Raw genomic sequence first — 17412 nt, forward strand, 5'->3', positions numbered from 1 at the left:
AACGCAGTGGCACGTAAAACACCGATCAACCGCTACCGAAATATCGGTATTTGTGCGCATGTTGATGCAGGTAAAACGACGACAACTGAGCGTGTCCTCTTTTATACTGGTTTATCTCATAAAATTGGTGAGGTGCACGATGGTGCAGCTACCATGGATTGGATGGAACAGGAGCAAGAGCGCGGAATTACCATAACATCAGCAGCAACAACCTGCTTTTGGAGTGGTATGAGTAAACAGTTTGACCAGCATCGTATCAATATAATAGATACGCCAGGGCATGTAGACTTTACTATTGAAGTAGAGCGTTCATTACGTGTTTTGGATGGTGCTGTTGTTGTGCTTTGTGGTTCCTCGGGTGTTCAGCCGCAAACTGAGACTGTTTGGCGTCAGGCGAATAAATATGCTGTTCCTCGTATGGTGTTCGTCAATAAGATGGATCGTACAGGGGCTAATTTTTTCTCTGTCGTTGAGCAGTTGAAGGATCGACTAAATGCAAACGCTATACCAATTCAGATCAATATTGGCGCTGAGGAAGATTTCCAAGGTGTGATTGATCTGGTATTGATGAAAGCCATTATGTGGAGTGAAGAAGATCAGGGCATGACTTTCAGATTGGAAGAAATACCTGCTGACCTTCTTGACGAAGCGAGTGAGTGGCGTGAGCAGATGGTCGAAGCGGCGGCTGAAGCGAGTGATGAATTAATGGATAAGTACCTCGAAGGGGTAGAGTTGTCCATTGACGAGATTAAGAGTGGTCTGCGAGTACGTACATTAGCCAATGAAGTTGTTTTGGTGACCTGTGGCTCGGCCTTTAAAAATAAAGGTGTGCAGGCTGTTCTAGATGCTGTTATTGAATATATGCCTTCGCCGCTTGAAGTGAAAGCGATTGAAGGCACGCTCGAAGATGGTGAAACCGTTGTGACTCGTGTCGCTGATGATGAGGCTCCGTTCTCTGCATTGGCGTTTAAGATTGCAACTGATCCATTTGTGGGTACCTTGACATTTATTCGGGTGTACTCGGGAGTGCTTAACTCGGGCGATGCGGTTTACAACTCTGTTAAGCAGAAGCGTGAGCGTGTTGGTCGGATGGTTCAAATGCATGCCAATAACCGTGAAGAAATCAAAGAAGTTCTTGCTGGTGACATTGCCGCGACAGTCGGTATGAAATTTGTTACGACAGGTGACACGCTTTGTGACATGAAGGATGTGGTTGTACTTGAGCGTATGGAATTTCCTGAGCCTGTTATTTCTGTTGCGGTTGAGCCTAAGTCTCAAGCGGATCAAGAAAAAATGGGTGTTGCGCTAGGTAAATTAGCGCAGGAAGACCCTTCTTTTCGTGTTGAAACGCATGAAGAGACAGGTCAAACAATTATTTCCGGTATGGGTGAATTGCACCTTGATATTCTTATTGACCGTATGCGTCGTGAGTTTAAAGTGGAGGCAAACATTGGTAAGCCTCAGGTTGCCTACCGGGAGAAAATTCGCAAAGAAGTGGTGGTTAATCACAAATTTGCGCGTCAATCTGGTGGTCGTGGTCAGTACGGTCACGTCGTAATGAAGTTAATTCCGACTGATAAAGAAGGGCTTGAGTTCGTTAACGAGATTGTTGGTGGTGCTATTCCTAAGGAATACATCCCTGCGATAGAGAAGGGTATTTCGGAGCAAATGAAGAACGGTGTGGTTGGTGGGTATCCTTTGTTGGGTATCAAGGCTGTATTGTTCGATGGTTCGTACCATGATGTTGACTCTAACGAAATGGCCTTTAAAATTGCTGCTTCTCAAGGATTAAGGAAGGGTGCATTAGATGCTGATCCTTGTGTCCTTGAGCCGATAATGAAAGTGGAAGTTGTAACTCCTGAAGAGTACATGGGCGATGTGATGGGTGACCTGAATCGTCGTCGTGGTGTTGTTCAGGGGATGGACGATTCCCCGTCAGGGAAAATTATTCGTGCGGAAGTGCCTCTTGGGGCGATGTTCGGGTATGCAACTGATGTGCGTAGCTTGTCGCAAGGGCGTGCGAGTTATGCAATGGAGTTTGAGAAATACGCTGAAGCACCGGCTAGTGTGGCAGACGCGATCATCAAAAATGAAGATTAATCATCATACTTACTAATTCTTAAGGTGTTTGTATCATGGCAAAGAGTAAATTTGAACGTAATAAACCACATGTTAACGTTGGCACAATCGGTCACGTTGACCATGGTAAAACAACCCTAACAGCTGCGCTAACTCGTGTATGTGCAGAAGTTTACGGTGGTGAGGCTGTTGCTTTTGACGGTATCGATAATGCTCCAGAAGAGCGCGAACGTGGTATCACAATCGCAACTTCTCACGTTGAGTATGATTCACCTGATCGTCACTATGCACACGTAGACTGCCCAGGACACGCCGATTATGTTAAAAACATGATCACTGGTGCTGCTCAAATGGACGGCGCTATCCTTGTATGTGGTGCGACTGATGGTCCTATGCCACAAACACGTGAGCACATCCTTCTTTCTCGTCAAGTAGGTGTACCTTACATCGTTGTTTTCCTAAACAAAGCAGACCTTCTTGCTGAAGATTGTGGCGGTGCGGATTCTGAAGAATACGCTGAAATGCTAGAGTTGGTTGAAATGGAACTACGTGACCTTCTTTCTGAATATGACTTCCCAGGTGATGATACTCCTATCATTCCAGGTTCTGCTTTGATGGCATTGAACGGCGAAGACGATAACGAAATGGGTACAACTGCTGTTACTAAACTAGTTGAAACTCTAGATGCTTACATTCCTGAGCCAGAGCGTGCAATCGACGGTGCATTCATCATGCCTATCGAGGACGTATTCTCTATCCAAGGTCGTGGTACGGTTGTAACTGGTCGTGTTGAGCGCGGTATTATTAAAATCGGTGAAGAAGTTGAGATTGTTGGTATCGTTGATACTACTAAGACAACTTGTACTGGTGTTGAGATGTTCCGTAAGCTTCTAGACGAAGGTCGTGCTGGTGAGAACTGTGGTATCTTGCTACGTGGTACTAAACGTGAAGATGTTCAGCGTGGTCAAGTATTGGCTAAGCCTGGTTCTATCACTCCTCATACTACTTTCGAAGCGGAAGTATATGTATTGGGTAAAGATGAAGGTGGTCGTCATACACCATTCTTTAAAGGTTACCGCCCACAGTTCTACTTCCGTACTACGGATGTAACGGGTGCTTGTGAGCTTCCTGATGGTGTTGAAATGGTTATGCCTGGCGATAACATTCAAATGACTGTTGAGCTGATTCACCCGATTGCAATGGACGATGGTCTACGTTTTGCCATCCGTGAAGGTGGCCGTACAGTTGGTGCGGGTGTTGTAGCGAAAATCATTAAGTAACCGATATTTATATCGTACTGTTTAAGGTTTAGAAAAAGGCCACTCTTTTAAGGGTGGCCTTTTTTGTTTGTTGGTTATTTTGTTTCTTTCGAAAATTGGTTACTTGACAACCAGTTTTCGAATGGCTAATATTCGCCGTCCTTAAAAAAGGATTGTGGTTTAATAAATGTACAGTTAAGCCATATAAACATTGTATTTGGAGTTGGAAATGCAAAGCCAAAAAATCCGTATTCGTCTGAAAGCGTTCGATCATCGTCTGATTGACGCTTCAACACAAGAAATTGTGGACACAGCGAAACGCACAGGTGCGCAAGTACGTGGACCGATTCCGCTTCCTACTCGCAAAGAGCGTTATACAGTATTGATTTCTCCACACGTAAATAAAGATGCGCGTGATCAGTATGAAATCCGTACACACAAACGTGTTCTAGACATCGTTGAGCCAACTGAAAAAACAGTTGATGCCCTAATGAAGCTAGATCTTGCGGCAGGCGTGGAAGTACAAATCTCTTTGGGTTAATAGCTCAAAGTTTGGGGTGCGAGAACCGACTGGTATCAGTCGGCTTATGCACAATAGTGGAATGGTCTGGAATGATCAGCCGTAGCGGGTGATAGCCCCGTACACAACTGGCAAGTGAGGTAAAAAATGACTATTCAATTAGTCGGACGCAAAGCCGGAATGACACGTATCTTCAATGAAGAAGGTGTATCCGTGCCAGTAACCGTTATCGAGGTAGAACCGAACCGCGTTACTCAGGTGAAAACAGCAGAAACGGATGGCTATCAAGCTGTTCAGGTTACTGTTGGTTCTCGCCGTTCGAGCCGCGTCAACAAAGCTGCAGCAGGTCATTACGCAAAAGCTAACGTTGAAGCAGGTCGTGGTTTGTGGGAGTTCCGCCTGGCAGGTGACGAAAAAGAAATCAATGTTGGTGATGAGCTGACTGTTGCTGATTTCGAATCTATCCAAGTGGTTGATGTAACTGGTCAATCAAAGGGTAAAGGGTTCCAAGGTGCCATCAAGCGTCATAATTTTAGTATGCAAGACGCAACACATGGTAACTCATTGTCTCACCGTGCTCCTGGCTCCATCGGCCAATGTCAAACACCAGGTCGTGTTTGGAAAGGCAAAAAGATGGCTGGTCACATGGGTGCTGCTCAAGTAACTACTCAATCACTAGAGGTGGTTCGTGTAGACACAGAACGTAACCTTATCTTAGTGAAAGGTGCGGTTCCTGGTGCAGTAAACGGTGATGTTATTCTTCAATCAGCTGTTAAAGCTCGCTAAGAGGGGTAGACAATGAACTTGAATCTTACAGGCACTGAAGGGACTGTTGAAGTTTCCGAAGTAGCCTTTGCTCGTGAATACAACGAAGCATTAGTTCACCAAGTAGTTACATCTTACTTGGCTGGTGCTCGTCAAGGATCACGCGCTCAAAAAACTCGCTCTGAAGTAGCTGGTGGTGGCCGTAAACCTTGGAAACAGAAAGGTTCTGGTCGTGCTCGTGCTGGTACTATTCGTAGCCCTATATGGCGCTCTGGTGGTGTAACTTTCGCGGCGAAACCACAGGATCACTCTCAGAAAGTGAACAAGAAGATGTATCGTGCAGCAATGCGCACCATCTGGTCTGAACTTGTACGTCAAGACCGTCTTGTTGTAGTTGAAGAGCTGAAATTAGAGGCTCCAAAAACTAAGCTCTTCATAGCAAAAATGGCAGAATTGAATGTTGAGAACGCTTTGATTGTTTCCCATGAATTGGATGACAATCTATTTTTAGCGGCTCGCAACATCCCGAACGTAGATGTGCGTGATGCAGCGTCTATCGACCCTGTTAGCTTGATTGCTTACGACAAAGTGTTGGTGACTGTTGGTGCTCTGAAACAAGTTGAGGAGGCACTAGCATGATCGGTGAACGCATTTATAAAGTTCTGTTGGGTCCACACATTTCCGAAAAAGCAACAATCGTCGCCGAAGGCAATGGTCAGTATGTTTTTCGTGTAACTGGTGACGCAACGAAACCTGAAATCAAACAAGCTATCGAAGCGCTTTTTGAAGTCAAAGTTGAGTCTGTGCACACGTTGAACCAAAAAGGTAAAACAAAGCGTACAGTTCGTGGTCTAGGTAAGCGTAAAGACGTGAAGAAAGCGTATGTACGTTTGGCCGAAGGTCAAGAAATTGATTTCATGGTCGCTGAATAAGGGGAGATAGGTCAATGGCTGTTGTAAAAAGTAAGCCAACGTCTGCAGGCCGTCGTCACGTTGTTAAAGTTGTTAACAACGACTTGCATAAAGGTGCACCTTACGCACCTTTGCTTGAAAAACAGAGCAGGTCGGGTGGACGTAACAACAACGGACGCATCACTACGCGTCACGTAGGTGGTGGTCATAAGCAGCATTATCGTTTGATTGATTTTCGTCGTAACAAAGACGGAATTTCAGCGGTAGTTGAGCGTTTGGAGTATGATCCAAACCGTTCTGCAAATATTGCGTTGATTAGATACGCTGATGGTGAGCGTCGTTACATTATCGCTTCCAAAGGTATGGTAGCTGGCAATGTTGTTTTTAGTGGTGCAGATGCGCCTATCAAAGCGGGTAATACTTTGCCTCTGCAAAATATTCCGGTTGGTAGTACGGTTCACTGTATCGAGCTTAAGCCAGGTAAAGGTGCGCAAGTTGCACGTTCTGCTGGTGCTTCTGCTCAGCTGGTTGCTCGTGAAGGTCGCTACGTTACCCTTCGCCTACGTTCAGGTGAAATGCGTAAAGTACTGACTGAATGTCGCGCTACTTTAGGTGAGGTATCAAACTCTGAGCATAGCTTACGAGTTCTTGGTAAAGCTGGTGCTACGCGTTGGCGTGGTGTTCGTCCTACCGTTCGCGGTGCGGCAATGAACCCAGTTGATCACCCACATGGTGGTGGTGAAGGTCGTAGCAAGGGTGGTCGTCATCCAGTTACACCTTGGGGTGTGCCTACTAAAGGGTACAAAACACGCAGCAACAAGCGTACTGATAAACTTATTGTACGTCGCCGTACTAAGTAATAAGAGGAAACGACTGTGCCACGTTCACTAAAAAAAGGTCCTTTTATCGACCTTCATTTGTTGAAAAAGGTAGAGGCTGCGGTAGAGAAAAAAGATCGTCGTCCAATTAAGACTTGGTCGCGCCGTTCTACTATCTTCCCTGATTTTGTAGGGTTGACTATCGCTGTCCATAATGGTCGCCAGCATGTTCCAGTTCTTGTAACTGAAGATATGGTCGGTCATAAATTGGGTGAGTTCGCTCCGACCCGTACATATCGTGGTCATGCTGCGGACAAGAAAGCCAAACGGTAATAAGGGGTATTAACATGAGTGAAGTAAGCGCTTCATTAAAGGGTGCTCGCCTCTCAGCGCAGAAGGCCCGTTTGGTTATAGATCAAATCCGCGGCAAATCTGTTAGCGAAGCACTGAACATTTTAACGTTCAGTCCTAAGAAGGCGGCAGTAATTGTCAAAAAAGTGCTTGAGTCTGCTGTAGCGAATGCTGAGCATAACGAAGGTGCTGATGTTGATGACTTGCGTGTATCTACGGCTTACGTTGATGAGGCTATGACTCTGAAACGTATTATGCCACGTGCCAAAGGCCGTGCTGACCGTATTTTAAAACGCGGTTGTCATATTACAGTCAAAGTCGCTGACTAATTAGGAGAAACCCAATGGGTCAGAAGGTTCATCCAACTGGTATACGCCTAGGGATAGTTAAAGATCATACTTCTACTTGGTATGCGAACAATCAAAACTACTCTACGCTATTGTTAAATGATCTTCAGGTTCGTGAGTACTTGGAGAAAAAATTGGTCCAGGCTTCTGTGTCTCGCATTGAGATTCAACGTCCTGCTCAAACAGCTCGTATTACTATTTATACTGCCCGTCCAGGCATTGTAATTGGTAAGAAAGGTGAAGATGTTGAGAAACTACGTAATGCAGTTTCTGAAATGATGGGCGTACCTGTCCACATCAACATCGAAGAAATTCGTAAGCCTGAATTGGATGCGAAATTGGTTGCGCAAAACATCGCTAGCCAATTAGAGCGTCGTGTTATGTTTCGCCGTGCAATGAAGCGTGCAGTACAAAACGCTATGCGTGCTGGTGCGAAAGGTATCAAGGTTCAGGTAAGTGGTCGTCTAGGCGGTGCAGAAATTGCCCGTGCTGAGTGGTACCGTGAAGGCCGAGTGCCTCTACATACGCTACGTGCTGACATCGACTACGCTCCTTATGAAGCGAACACAACTTACGGCATCATTGGCGTAAAAGTGTGGATCTTCAAAGGCGAAATCTTGGGCGGTATTGAACAAGTGCGTGCTGATAAAGGCGCACAAAAGAAGAAGTCTAAGTAGGGGGTAAGTCATGTTACAACCGAAACGTACTAAATTCCGTAAAATGCAGAAAGGTCGCAACCGCGGTCTTGCATTGCGCGGAAATCAGGTTAGCTTTGGTGAATTCGGATTGAAGTCCACTGAACGTGGTCGTATTACTGCTCGTCAAATTGAAGCGGCGCGTCGTGCAATGACTCGTCACATCAAACGTGGTGGTAAAATTTGGATTCGTGTATTCCCTGATAAGCCGATTACTCAGAAACCTCTTGAGGTTCGTCAGGGTAAAGGTAAGGGTAACGTAGAATACTGGGTTGCACAGATTCAACCTGGCAAAATGCTTTATGAAGTTGAGGGCGTATCAGAGCAACTAGCACGCGAAGCGTTCGCACTAGCTGCTGCTAAGCTTCCTCTGTCCACAACTTTCGTAACGCGTACGGTGATGTAGATGAAAGCAAAAGAACTGCAAGAAAAGTCTGTAGCAGAGCTACAAGCGTCCTTGGTTGAGTTGCTACGTGAGCAATTTACTTTGCGTATGCAGAAGGCCACTGGTCAGTTAGCGCAATCTCATTTGCTCTCGCAAGTTCGCCGCAATATCGCACGCGTTAAAACCGTGCTAAATGATAAGGCAGGTAACTAAGATGGCAGAAACAAAAGCGCGTATAGCTACTGGTAAGGTAGTTAGCGACAAGATGGATAAAACCATCACAGTACTTGTTGAGCGTACAGAAAAACACCCTCTATACGGTAAGTACGTACGTCGTTCAACAAAATTACACGCTCATGATGAAAACAACGAATGTCAGATCGGTGATACCGTTAAGGTCGTAGAAACACGCCCTTACTCTAAGTCTAAGACTTGGAATCTGGTTCAAGTTGTCGAGAAAGTTGCAGCTGTATAAGCTGCTTCTTCCTTCGTGAGACTTGTTATCTAATTTGATTGGAGAGCAGAAATGATTCAAACAGAATCGATGCTTGATGTTGCAGATAACAGCGGCGCAAAGCGTGTTCAGTGTATTAAAGTACTGGGTGGCTCACATCGTCGTTATGCTGCTATCGGTGACGTTATTAAAGTCACAGTGAAAGAAGCGATCCCTCGTGGTCGTGTAAAAAAAGGGCAGGTTCTTAACGCAGTTGTCGTTAGAACTAAGAAAGGTGTTCGTCGTCCAGATGGTTCAATTATCCGCTTTGATGTAAATTCTGCGGTTTTATTGAATGCTGCGGGACAGCCACTTGGTACTCGTATCTTTGGCCCTGTAACACGTGAGTTGCGAACTGAGCAATTCATGAAAATTGTTTCTCTTGCACCTGAAGTGCTGTAAGAGGGAAGGGGACATTATGCGTAAGATCAAACGTAACGACGAAATTATTGTGATTGCAGGTAAAGATAAAGGCAAACGCGGTAAGGTTGTTAAGGTAGTAGACGAGAGTCGTGTTCTTGTTTCTGGCATTAATACTGTTAAGAAACACGAAAAGCCAAACCCTATGAAGGGCACAACTGGCGGCATCGTTGAACAAGAAGCACCTATTCAGGTTTCTAATGTAGCCATTTTTAATAGTGCTACTGGTAAAGCGGATCGCGTCGGCTTTAAATTGAATGAAGATGGTACGAAAGTACGTATTTTTAAATCAAACAGTGAAGCGATCGACGCCTAAGAGCGAGAATTATAGCCATGGCGAGACTTAAGCAAGTTTATAAAGATCAAGTAGTAGCAAAGTTAACTGAAGAGTTTAGCTACGGAAACGTGATGGAAGTGCCGAAAATCACTAAAATCACATTAAATATGGGTGTTGGTGAAGCTATCGCAGACAAGAAACTTCTTGAGCATGCGGTAAATGATCTTCAAGCACTTAGCGGCCAGAAAGTTGTAGTAACTAAGGCGCGTAAATCAGTAGCAGGCTTTAAGATCCGTGACGGTTACCCGATCGGTTGTAAAGTAACTCTACGTGGTGAGCGTATGTGGGATTTCTTCGACCGTTTGGTTGATGTTGCTATTCCACGTATCCGTGACTTCCGTGGACTTAATCCAAAGTCTTTCGATGGTCGTGGTAACTACAGCATGGGTGTTAAAGAGCAGATCATCTTCCCTGAAATCGACTACGATAAAGTGGACCGTGTACGTGGTATGGACATCACCATTACAACGACTGCTCGTACCGACGAAGAAGGTCGTGCTTTGCTAGCCGCCTTTAGTTTCCCTTTCAAGAAATAAGAGGTAGGAATCATGGCAAAGATATCAATGATTCAGCGCGAAGCAAAACGCACCAAATTAGTAGCTAAGTATGCTGAAAAGCGTGCTGCTCTAAAAGCGATCATTAGCGACGTTAATGCATCGGACGATGAAAAGTGGGAAGCATCGCTTAAGTTACAAGCGCTTCCACGCGATTCATCTTCTTCTCGCCAGCGTAACCGTTGTCAAATAACGGGCCGTCCACATGGTGTTTATCGTAAGTTTGGTTTGTCAAGAATCAAACTACGTGAAGCAGCTATGCGCGGTGACGTACCAGGCTTGAAGAAAGCTAGTTGGTAAGTAAGTAGAGCGCGATCATAATACATTGCAGTGAGGGGGTGTTCAAAAGCTGGACATTCCGCTCGCTGCTGTGTACTATGCGCGAGCTCTATTTGCTGCACAATAGTTTTTTCAATTAGGAGCTCTTAAATGAGTATGCAAGATACCCTTGCGGATATGTTTACACGTATCCGTAATGCACAGATGGCTGCAAAGACTTCTGTGAGCATGCCTTCATCAAAAATGAAGGCATCAGTTGCTTCTGTTCTACGCGAAGAGGGTTACGTAGGTGACTTTTCTGTAGATGAAGCCGTTAAACCGACCCTAACTATCGAGTTGAAATACTACGAAGGTAAGCCGGTTATCGAACAAATTAAACGCGCATCTCGCCCAAGCTTGCGTCAATACAAAGGCACTTCTGATCTACCTAAAGTAGAAGCAGGCCTTGGTGTTGCAATCATTTCTACCTCTAAAGGTGTTATGACAGACCGTGCAGCTCGTGCTGCTGGTATCGGTGGCGAAGTAATCTGCACTGTTTTCTAGGAGTTAGTATGTCTCGAGTTGCTAATAGTCCCGTGACGCTTCCTAGTGGTGTAGATGTTACTCTGAAAGGCCAATCTGTCGTTGTTAAAGGCGGCAAAGGTTCTTTGGAGTTTAACGCTCACACAAGCGTTCAAGTGACTAAAGAAGAAAATGTTATTACCTTCGCTGCCCGCGATGGTGCAAAACAAAGCCGTGCCTTAGCTGGTACTACTCGTGCTTTGGTTAACAACATGGTTGTTGGTGTAAGCCAAGGTTTTGAGAAAAAATTGATTCTTCAAGGTGTTGGTTACCGTGCTGCGCTTAAAGGCAAAGTACTTAACCTATCTCTGGGTTTTTCTCACCCAGTAGATTACGAATTACCTGAAGGCATAACAGCTGAATGTACTTCTCAAACAGAAATCGTGATCAAGGGTATTGATAAGCAAGCCGTTGGTCAGGTCGCTGCAGAAGTTCGCGGTTTCCGTCCGCCTGAGCCATATAAAGGCAAGGGTGTTCGCTATGCTGACGAAATTGTTCGTCGTAAAGAAGCTAAGAAGAAGTAGGTAAGCATTCATGAACACTAAGAAACAATCTCGAATTCGTCGTGCACGCCGTGCGCGTTTGCATATTCGTGACCTAGGTGCGAATCGTCTTACTGTACATCGCACACCGCGCCATATGTATGCTCAAGTGATTTCTCCATGTGGTAGTAAAGTGCTAGCGAGCGCTTCTACACTGGAAGAAGCTCTACGTGCTACAGCGACGGGCAATAAAGCAGCGGCTAAAGAAGTCGGTACTTTGATTGCTACACGCGCTAAAGAAGCAGGTGTCACTGCGGTCGCTTTTGACCGTTCTGGCTTTAAATACCACGGTCGCGTTCAAGTTCTTGCTGACGCTGCTCGTGAAGCCGGTTTAGAGTTTTAAGGGGTAGCAAATGGCAAATGATCAACAAACTAGCGACCTCCAAGAGAAGCTAGTTCAAGTAAACCGCGTTGCTAAAGTTGTAAAGGGTGGTCGTATCTTCTCTTTCACTGCTTTGACAGTTGTGGGTGATGGTAATGGTAAAGTTGGCTTTGGTCGCGGTAAAGCGCGTGAAGTTCCTCAAGCAATTCAAAAAGCTATGGAACAGGCTCGCCGCAACATGGTTTCTGTGAAACTTAATGGTGACACTCTTCAGTATCCTGTTAAAGCGTCTCATGGGGCTTCTAAAGTTTACATGCAGCCTGCCTCTCAAGGTACTGGTGTTATCGCCGGTGGTGCAATGCGTGCGGTTCTAGAAATCGCTGGCGTTCACAATGTATTGGCAAAATGTTATGGATCTACAAACCCAGTAAACGTAGTTCGCGCTACGATTAAAGGTTTGCAGGATATGAAAGCGCCTGAGCAAATCGCGGCAAAACGCGGTAAGTCAGTCGATCAAATTTTGGGGTAATGTGTCATGGCGAATAATACCATCACAGTTCAACTAACCCGTAGCCCGATCGGTCGTCTTCCAAAACACCGTGAAACCGTTAAAGGCTTGGGTTTGCGCAAAGTTGGCCAAACACGTGAGTTGGAAGATACTCCTTCTGTACGTGGTATGGTTAATAAAGTTTATTACATGGTTAAAGTGGTAGGGGAATAAAATGTTCTTGAATACTATTAAACCTGCTGCAGGCAGCAAGCATGCTGCTAAACGTGTTGGTCGCGGTATTGGTAGCGGCTTGGGCAAAACCGGCGGACGTGGTCATAAAGGTCTTAAGTCTCGTTCTGGTGGCTCAGTAAAACCTGGTTTTGAAGGTGGTCAAATGCCTTTGCAGAAACGTCTGCCAAAATTTGGTTTTACTTCACGTCAGGCAAAATATGTTGCTGAGGTTCGCTTAAACGAACTTGCTGCTGTAAATGCTGAAGTTGTAGATTTGGCTGCTCTTAAAGGCGCCGACATTCTTGGTCATCAAATTAAGACAGCGCGTGTAATTTTGTCAGGTTCTATCGACAAAGCGATTACTATTCGTGGTCTTAAAGTGACTAAAGGTGCTCGTGTCGCTATTGAAGCAGCTGGCGGAAAAGTCGAGGAATAGATGGCAAAGCGTGGCTCACTACCTGCTGGAATGCAAAATGGATTAAGCGAGCTTTGGGCTCGCATTCGTTTCGTTTTTCTAGCAATTATTATATACCGCATTGGTGCACACATTCCTGTTCCAGGGATTAATCCTGATAGATTGTCTGCATTGTTTGATCAAAATGAAGGCACAATTCTGAGTTTATTTAACGTATTCTCAGGGGGCGCGCTCGAGCGTATGAGTATTTTTGCGCTCGGTATTCTGCCCTATATTTCTGCCTCTATTATTATGCAGTTATTGACGGTTGTGAGTCCGCAGCTAGAGCAGTTAAAGAAAGAGGGTGAAGCGGGTCGTCGTAAGATTACTCAATACACTCGTTACGGCACGGTGCTTCTTGCACTTGTTCAGTCTGCCAGTATGGCGGTTGGCTTGGCCAGTCAAGGTATTTCCTTTAACAGTGGTTTAGAGTTTTACGGCGTTGCTGTAGTGACTCTGGTTGCTGGTACTGTGTTCTTGATGTGGTTAGGTGAGCAGGTAACGGAAAAAGGCATTGGTAATGGTATTTCCATTCTGATTTTTGCCGGTATCGTTGCAGGTCTTCCTTCTGCTTTAGGTCGTTCATTTGAGTCGGCTCGTCAAGGCGATATTAATATTCTTGCTTTGTTGCTGATTGGTATCATGGCCATTGCGACAATCGCTTTCGTTGTTTTCATCGAACGTGGTCAACGTCGCATTACGGTTAATTATGCTAAACGTCAGCAAGGCAAAAAAGTGTTTGCCGCACAAAAGAGTCATTTGCCACTTAAAGTGAACATGGCGGGTGTTATCCCACCTATCTTTGCTTCAAGTATCCTTTTGTTTCCTGCTTCGATTGGACAATGGTTCGGTCAAGGTGAAGGAATGGAATGGTTGCAAAACATCTCTTTGGCACTAGCTCCTGGACAACCGCTCTATGTGCTGTTGTTTGCGATAGCAATTGTTTTCTTTTGCTTCTTTTATACAGCGCTGGTGTTTAATCCTAAAGATGTGGCAGATAACTTGAAAAAATCCGGTGCGTTCCTACCGGGTATTCGTCCAGGCGATCATACAGCTCGATATATTGATGGTGTAATGACCCGTTTGACATTGTTTGGTGCCTTATACATCACTCTAGTGTCTCTGATGCCTCAGTTTTTTGTTGTTGCGTGGAATGTTCCATTCTACTTTGGCGGTACTTCTATGTTGATCGTAGTGGTGGTTGTCATGGACTTTATGTCGCAAGTGCAAAGTCATCTGATGAGTCAGCAATACGAGTCATTAATGAAGAAATCTAATTTGACTGGTTATGGTCCAAATAGCCTAATGCCATAGCATGGGTTGGAGTTGAACATGAAAGTACGTGCATCTGTAAAGAAAATCTGTCGTAACTGCAAGATCGTTCGTCGTAACGGTGCAGTTCGAGTGATTTGTTCTGAGCCTCGTCACAAACAGCGTCAAGGTTAAGAACGAGCTCGCTCAATGATAGGTAAGGGTGGTTGATTTATAGTCTAAAGATAGGCATAATCAGCCGCCCTCGTGAAAGCAAAGTGATGATTAATCATCCATAACAACGGAGTAAATTGAATGGCTCGTATAGCCGGTGTCAATATTCCTGACAATAAACATGCGGTCATTTCTCTGACTTACATCTTCGGAATTGGTCGCACTAGTTCACGCGCAATTTGCGCCGCGTCAGGTGTTGCAGAGACTGCCAAGATTGGTTCTCTAAGCGATGATACGCTAGATGAACTTCGTGGCGAAGTTGCTAAGTATACTGTAGAGGGTGATTTACGCCGTGAAGTCAGTATGTCTATCAAACGTTTGATGGACCTAGGCTGTAATCGTGGTATTCGTCATCGCCGCAGTCTACCAGTTCGTGGTCAACGTACCAAAACGAACGCCCGTACACGAAAAGGCCCTCGTAAGCCTATTCGTAAGTAATTTAAACGCGTTTTCGCTTTAACTACATAAGTTAGTTAAAGCTGAGCATTAAATAGGAAAGTGCAATATGGCTAAGCCAGCTACGCGCAATACCAAGAAAAAAGTCAAAAAGACGGTTGTCGATGGTGTTGCTCATGTACACGCATCATTTAACAACACTATTGTGACTATCACCGATCGCCAAGGCAACGCTTTGTCTTGGGCTACTGCCGGTGGTTCTGGTTTTCGCGGATCTCGTAAAAGTACACCTTTCGCAGCTCAGGTAGCCGCGGAACGTGCCGGTACTGTCGCACAAGAATTCGGCCTTAAAAACGTTGACGTAATGATTAAGGGCCCAGGTCCTGGTCGTGAGTCCGCAGTTCGTGCATTGAATGCATTGGGCTTGCGTATCAATAACATCACAGATGTGACGCCAATCCCGCACAACGGTTGCCGTCCACCTAAGAAACGTCGCGTTTAACTGAGGAGACAGATACATGGCTCGTTATATAGGTCCAACTTGTAAGTTGTCTCGTCGTGAAGGTACCGACTTGCAATTGAAGAGCGGTTCTCGCGCTCTTGAGTCAAAATGTAAAGCAGATACGGTTCCTGGTGTGCACGGTGCACGTCGCGGTCGTCTTTCTGATTACGGCTTACAATTACGTGAGAAGCAAAAAGTTCGTCGTATGTACGGCGTTCTTGAGAAACAATTTAGTAATTACTACAAATCTGCCGCTCGTCTAAAAGGCGCAACTGGTGAAAACCTTTTGCAACTTTTGGAATCACGTTTAGATAACGTTGTATACCGTGCAGGTTTTGGCTCTACACGTGCCGAAGCTCGTCAACTAGTTGGCCATAAAGGCATTCTAGTGAACGGCGCAACAGTTAACATTGCCTCTTACCAAGTTAAAGCTGGTGATGTAGTGTCGATTCGTGAAAAAGCCAAGAAGCAATTGCGTGTACAAAACGCACTAGAGCTATCTAAAGGTCGTGCACCGATCCATTGGATCGAAGTTGATTCAACTAAACTGGAAGCAACTTATAAAGCTGCCCCAGAACGTGCCGATTTATCAGCTGAAATTAATGAGAACCTAATCGTCGAACTTTACTCTAAGTAAGTTGGTGATTGGGATTAAGAAATAGGTGGATCTATGCAGCGTTCAGTGAGCGAATTGTTAACCCCACGCAACATTGAAGTACAAGAACTGGGTAATACGCGTGCTAAAGTGACGCTACAACCACTAGAACGTGGTTTTGGTCATACTTTAGGTAACGCGTTACGCCGTATTCTTTTGTCTTCAATGCCTGGTTGTGCGATTGTTGAAGTCGAAATTGACGGTGTATTACATGAATACAGTGCAATCGAAGGGGTTAAAGAAGATGTAATTGAGATTCTTCTTAACCTGAAAGGAGTTGCGATCGCTCTACACGGGCAAGATGAAGCAACTCTTACTTTAAGTAAGAAGGGTCCTGGTATCGTAACGGCTGGTGATATTCAGTTAGTTGCTGATGCAGAGATCGCTAACCCAGATCATGTTATTGCTCACTTAGATGATACTGCAGAATTAAATATGCAGATCAAAGTAGCACGTGGTCGAGGCTATGAGCCTGCTGACGCTCGTGTTGCTGGTGACGATGAGACTCGTCCTATTGGTCGCTTGCAACTGGATGCCTCATTCAGCCCTGTGCGCCGAGTGGCTTACAGTGTCGATAATGCTCGAGTAGAGCAACGTACTGATCTGGATAAGTTAGTCTTAGACATCGAGTCTAATGGTACGATCGATCCTGAAGAAGCTATTCGTCGTGCTGCGACTATTCTTCAACAACAGATTGCTGTTTTTGTCGCCCTTGAAAGCGAAAGTGAAACACCTGTTGAAGAAGAAGAAGATGAGATTGATCCAATTTTGCTACGCCCGGTTGATGATCTTGAATTAACCGTTCGCAGTGCTAACTGTTTAAAAGCAGAGAACATTTATTACATCGGTGATTTGATTCAACGCACTGAGGTTGAGCTTCTTAAGACGCCTAACCTGGGTAAAAAGTCGTTAACTGAAATCAAAGATGTTTTAGCACAGCGTGGTTTGTCTTTGGGAATGCGTCTAGAAAATTGGCCACCGGCTAGTTTGAAAGACGATAGCAAAGTTCTAGCTCGCTAGGTCATTGTTCCCTGACCACCGTAGTTTGGTAAGGAATATAAAATGCGTCATCGTAAGAGTGGACGTCACTTAAACCGTACTAGCTCACATCGTAAAGCGATGTTTAAAAATATGGCTGCTTCTTTGTTTGAGCACGAAGTTATTAAGACTACGTTGCCAAAAGCAAAAGAATTACGTCGTGTTGCTGAGCCTTTGATCACACTGGCGAAAATTGATTCCGTTGCGAATCGTCGCCTTGCATTTGCTCGTACTCGTAGCAAAGATGCAGTAGGTAAATTGTTTTCTGAGCTTGGTCCTCGTTACCAAACTCGTCCAGGCGGTTATGTTCGCATTCTTAAATGTGGCTTCCGTACTGGTGATAATGCACCTATGGCTTACGTTGAATTGGTCGACAGACCAGTTACGGAAGCGGCTGAGTAATATCAGTTTGTAACAAAAAAGCCGAGCTTCTTAGCTCGGCTTTTTTTGTGCCTGAATTTTGTCTAAAAAGCAGACACAAAAAAATAGCCCGCGAATTACTTCTGGGCTATTTGTATTGTTT

30 protein-coding genes are annotated in these 17412 nt (G+C 45.0%); all 30 read left to right on the forward strand.

Annotation, left to right across the window (positions count from 1 at the left end; genetic code table 11):
- The first annotated feature begins 6 nt into the window (after window positions 1-6).
- Entirely contained in the window at window positions 7-2100 is a 2094-nt protein-coding gene (gene fusA, locus I8J31_RS17740) for an elongation factor G (RefSeq protein ID WP_199469926.1), read from the forward strand.
- A gap of 35 nt (window positions 2101-2135) precedes the next feature.
- Window positions 2136-3359, forward strand: a complete 1224-nt coding sequence (gene tuf / locus I8J31_RS17745; protein ID WP_199469927.1) for an elongation factor Tu — start codon at window positions 2136-2138, stop codon at window positions 3357-3359.
- Between the two features lie 208 nt (window positions 3360-3567).
- Complete coding sequence (gene rpsJ, locus I8J31_RS17750; protein WP_012071937.1) at window positions 3568-3879, forward strand: 30S ribosomal protein S10; 312 nt, start codon at window positions 3568-3570, stop codon at window positions 3877-3879.
- A gap of 126 nt (window positions 3880-4005) precedes the next feature.
- On the forward strand, window positions 4006-4644 hold the full coding sequence (gene rplC, locus I8J31_RS17755; RefSeq protein ID WP_199469928.1) for a 50S ribosomal protein L3: 639 nt from the start codon (window positions 4006-4008) through the stop codon (window positions 4642-4644).
- 12 nt (window positions 4645-4656) lie between these two features.
- On the forward strand, window positions 4657-5262 hold the full coding sequence (gene rplD, locus I8J31_RS17760) for a 50S ribosomal protein L4 (protein ID WP_199469929.1): 606 nt from the start codon (window positions 4657-4659) through the stop codon (window positions 5260-5262).
- Complete coding sequence (rplW, locus tag I8J31_RS17765) at window positions 5259-5555, forward strand: 50S ribosomal protein L23 (RefSeq protein WP_199469930.1); 297 nt, start codon at window positions 5259-5261, stop codon at window positions 5553-5555. The genes rplD and rplW overlap by 4 nt, the downstream gene beginning before the upstream one ends.
- Before the next feature lie 14 nt (window positions 5556-5569).
- Window positions 5570-6394 carry a 50S ribosomal protein L2 gene (rplB, locus tag I8J31_RS17770; RefSeq protein ID WP_199469931.1) on the forward strand — a complete coding sequence of 275 codons (825 nt, stop codon included), beginning with the start codon at window positions 5570-5572 and terminating at the stop codon, window positions 6392-6394.
- A gap of 15 nt (window positions 6395-6409) precedes the next feature.
- Window positions 6410-6685 carry a 30S ribosomal protein S19 gene (rpsS, locus tag I8J31_RS17775; protein WP_036163121.1) on the forward strand — a complete coding sequence of 92 codons (276 nt, stop codon included), beginning with the start codon at window positions 6410-6412 and terminating at the stop codon, window positions 6683-6685.
- Between the two features lie 14 nt (window positions 6686-6699).
- Window positions 6700-7032, forward strand: coding sequence for a 50S ribosomal protein L22 (gene rplV, locus I8J31_RS17780; protein ID WP_199469932.1), 333 nt, complete (start codon window positions 6700-6702; stop codon window positions 7030-7032).
- Between the two features lie 14 nt (window positions 7033-7046).
- On the forward strand, window positions 7047-7727 hold the full coding sequence (gene rpsC, locus I8J31_RS17785; protein ID WP_199469933.1) for a 30S ribosomal protein S3: 681 nt from the start codon (window positions 7047-7049) through the stop codon (window positions 7725-7727).
- A 10-nt stretch (window positions 7728-7737) separates the two neighbouring features.
- On the forward strand, window positions 7738-8151 hold the full coding sequence (rplP, locus tag I8J31_RS17790; RefSeq protein WP_115898958.1) for a 50S ribosomal protein L16: 414 nt from the start codon (window positions 7738-7740) through the stop codon (window positions 8149-8151).
- Window positions 8152-8343, forward strand: a complete 192-nt coding sequence (rpmC, locus tag I8J31_RS17795; protein WP_199469934.1) for a 50S ribosomal protein L29 — start codon at window positions 8152-8154, stop codon at window positions 8341-8343.
- 1 nt (window position 8344) lies between these two features.
- Window positions 8345-8605 (forward strand): 30S ribosomal protein S17, encoded by a 261-nt coding sequence (gene rpsQ, locus I8J31_RS17800; RefSeq protein ID WP_199469935.1) that lies wholly within the window; start codon window positions 8345-8347, stop codon window positions 8603-8605.
- Between the two features lie 51 nt (window positions 8606-8656).
- Window positions 8657-9025, forward strand: coding sequence for a 50S ribosomal protein L14 (gene rplN / locus I8J31_RS17805; RefSeq protein ID WP_199469936.1), 369 nt, complete (start codon window positions 8657-8659; stop codon window positions 9023-9025).
- Between the two features lie 16 nt (window positions 9026-9041).
- Window positions 9042-9359, forward strand: a complete 318-nt coding sequence (gene rplX, locus I8J31_RS17810; RefSeq protein WP_199469937.1) for a 50S ribosomal protein L24 — start codon at window positions 9042-9044, stop codon at window positions 9357-9359.
- A gap of 17 nt (window positions 9360-9376) precedes the next feature.
- Complete coding sequence (gene rplE / locus I8J31_RS17815) at window positions 9377-9916, forward strand: 50S ribosomal protein L5 (RefSeq protein WP_199469938.1); 540 nt, start codon at window positions 9377-9379, stop codon at window positions 9914-9916.
- A 12-nt stretch (window positions 9917-9928) separates the two neighbouring features.
- Window positions 9929-10234 carry a 30S ribosomal protein S14 gene (gene rpsN / locus I8J31_RS17820; RefSeq protein ID WP_036163133.1) on the forward strand — a complete coding sequence of 102 codons (306 nt, stop codon included), beginning with the start codon at window positions 9929-9931 and terminating at the stop codon, window positions 10232-10234.
- 129 nt (window positions 10235-10363) lie between these two features.
- On the forward strand, window positions 10364-10756 hold the full coding sequence (gene rpsH, locus I8J31_RS17825; protein WP_199469939.1) for a 30S ribosomal protein S8: 393 nt from the start codon (window positions 10364-10366) through the stop codon (window positions 10754-10756).
- 8 nt (window positions 10757-10764) lie between these two features.
- Complete coding sequence (rplF, locus tag I8J31_RS17830; RefSeq protein ID WP_199469940.1) at window positions 10765-11298, forward strand: 50S ribosomal protein L6; 534 nt, start codon at window positions 10765-10767, stop codon at window positions 11296-11298.
- Between the two features lie 10 nt (window positions 11299-11308).
- A complete protein-coding gene (rplR, locus tag I8J31_RS17835; protein ID WP_199469941.1) occupies window positions 11309-11659 on the forward strand; it encodes a 50S ribosomal protein L18 in 351 nt (116 codons plus the stop codon).
- 10 nt (window positions 11660-11669) lie between these two features.
- On the forward strand, window positions 11670-12167 hold the full coding sequence (gene rpsE / locus I8J31_RS17840; protein ID WP_199469942.1) for a 30S ribosomal protein S5: 498 nt from the start codon (window positions 11670-11672) through the stop codon (window positions 12165-12167).
- A 6-nt stretch (window positions 12168-12173) separates the two neighbouring features.
- Window positions 12174-12359, forward strand: a complete 186-nt coding sequence (rpmD, locus tag I8J31_RS17845) for a 50S ribosomal protein L30 (protein WP_012071918.1) — start codon at window positions 12174-12176, stop codon at window positions 12357-12359.
- Window position 12360: 1 nt separating this feature from the next.
- Entirely contained in the window at window positions 12361-12795 is a 435-nt protein-coding gene (gene rplO, locus I8J31_RS17850; RefSeq protein ID WP_199469943.1) for a 50S ribosomal protein L15, read from the forward strand.
- Complete coding sequence (secY, locus tag I8J31_RS17855; RefSeq protein ID WP_199469944.1) at window positions 12796-14127, forward strand: preprotein translocase subunit SecY; 1332 nt, start codon at window positions 12796-12798, stop codon at window positions 14125-14127.
- Between the two features lie 18 nt (window positions 14128-14145).
- Window positions 14146-14259, forward strand: a complete 114-nt coding sequence (rpmJ, locus tag I8J31_RS17860) for a 50S ribosomal protein L36 (RefSeq protein ID WP_133013000.1) — start codon at window positions 14146-14148, stop codon at window positions 14257-14259.
- A gap of 120 nt (window positions 14260-14379) precedes the next feature.
- The gene (rpsM, locus tag I8J31_RS17865) at window positions 14380-14736 is read left to right on the forward strand and encodes a 30S ribosomal protein S13 (protein WP_199469945.1); all 357 of its coding nucleotides are present in this window, start codon (window positions 14380-14382) and stop codon (window positions 14734-14736) included.
- Between the two features lie 67 nt (window positions 14737-14803).
- Entirely contained in the window at window positions 14804-15196 is a 393-nt protein-coding gene (gene rpsK, locus I8J31_RS17870; RefSeq protein WP_012071913.1) for a 30S ribosomal protein S11, read from the forward strand.
- Between the two features lie 16 nt (window positions 15197-15212).
- Window positions 15213-15833: a 30S ribosomal protein S4 gene (gene rpsD / locus I8J31_RS17875; protein ID WP_199469946.1), complete on the forward strand. Its 621-nt coding sequence runs from the start codon at window positions 15213-15215 to the stop codon at window positions 15831-15833.
- A gap of 33 nt (window positions 15834-15866) precedes the next feature.
- A complete protein-coding gene (locus tag I8J31_RS17880) occupies window positions 15867-16871 on the forward strand; it encodes a DNA-directed RNA polymerase subunit alpha (protein ID WP_199469947.1) in 1005 nt (334 codons plus the stop codon).
- 42 nt (window positions 16872-16913) lie between these two features.
- Window positions 16914-17291, forward strand: a complete 378-nt coding sequence (gene rplQ, locus I8J31_RS17885; protein ID WP_199469948.1) for a 50S ribosomal protein L17 — start codon at window positions 16914-16916, stop codon at window positions 17289-17291.
- Window positions 17292-17412: the final 121 nt, after the last annotated feature.

The organism is Marinomonas transparens, assembly GCF_016463975.1.
Taxonomy (GTDB): Bacteria; Pseudomonadota; Gammaproteobacteria; order Pseudomonadales; family Marinomonadaceae; genus Marinomonas; species Marinomonas transparens.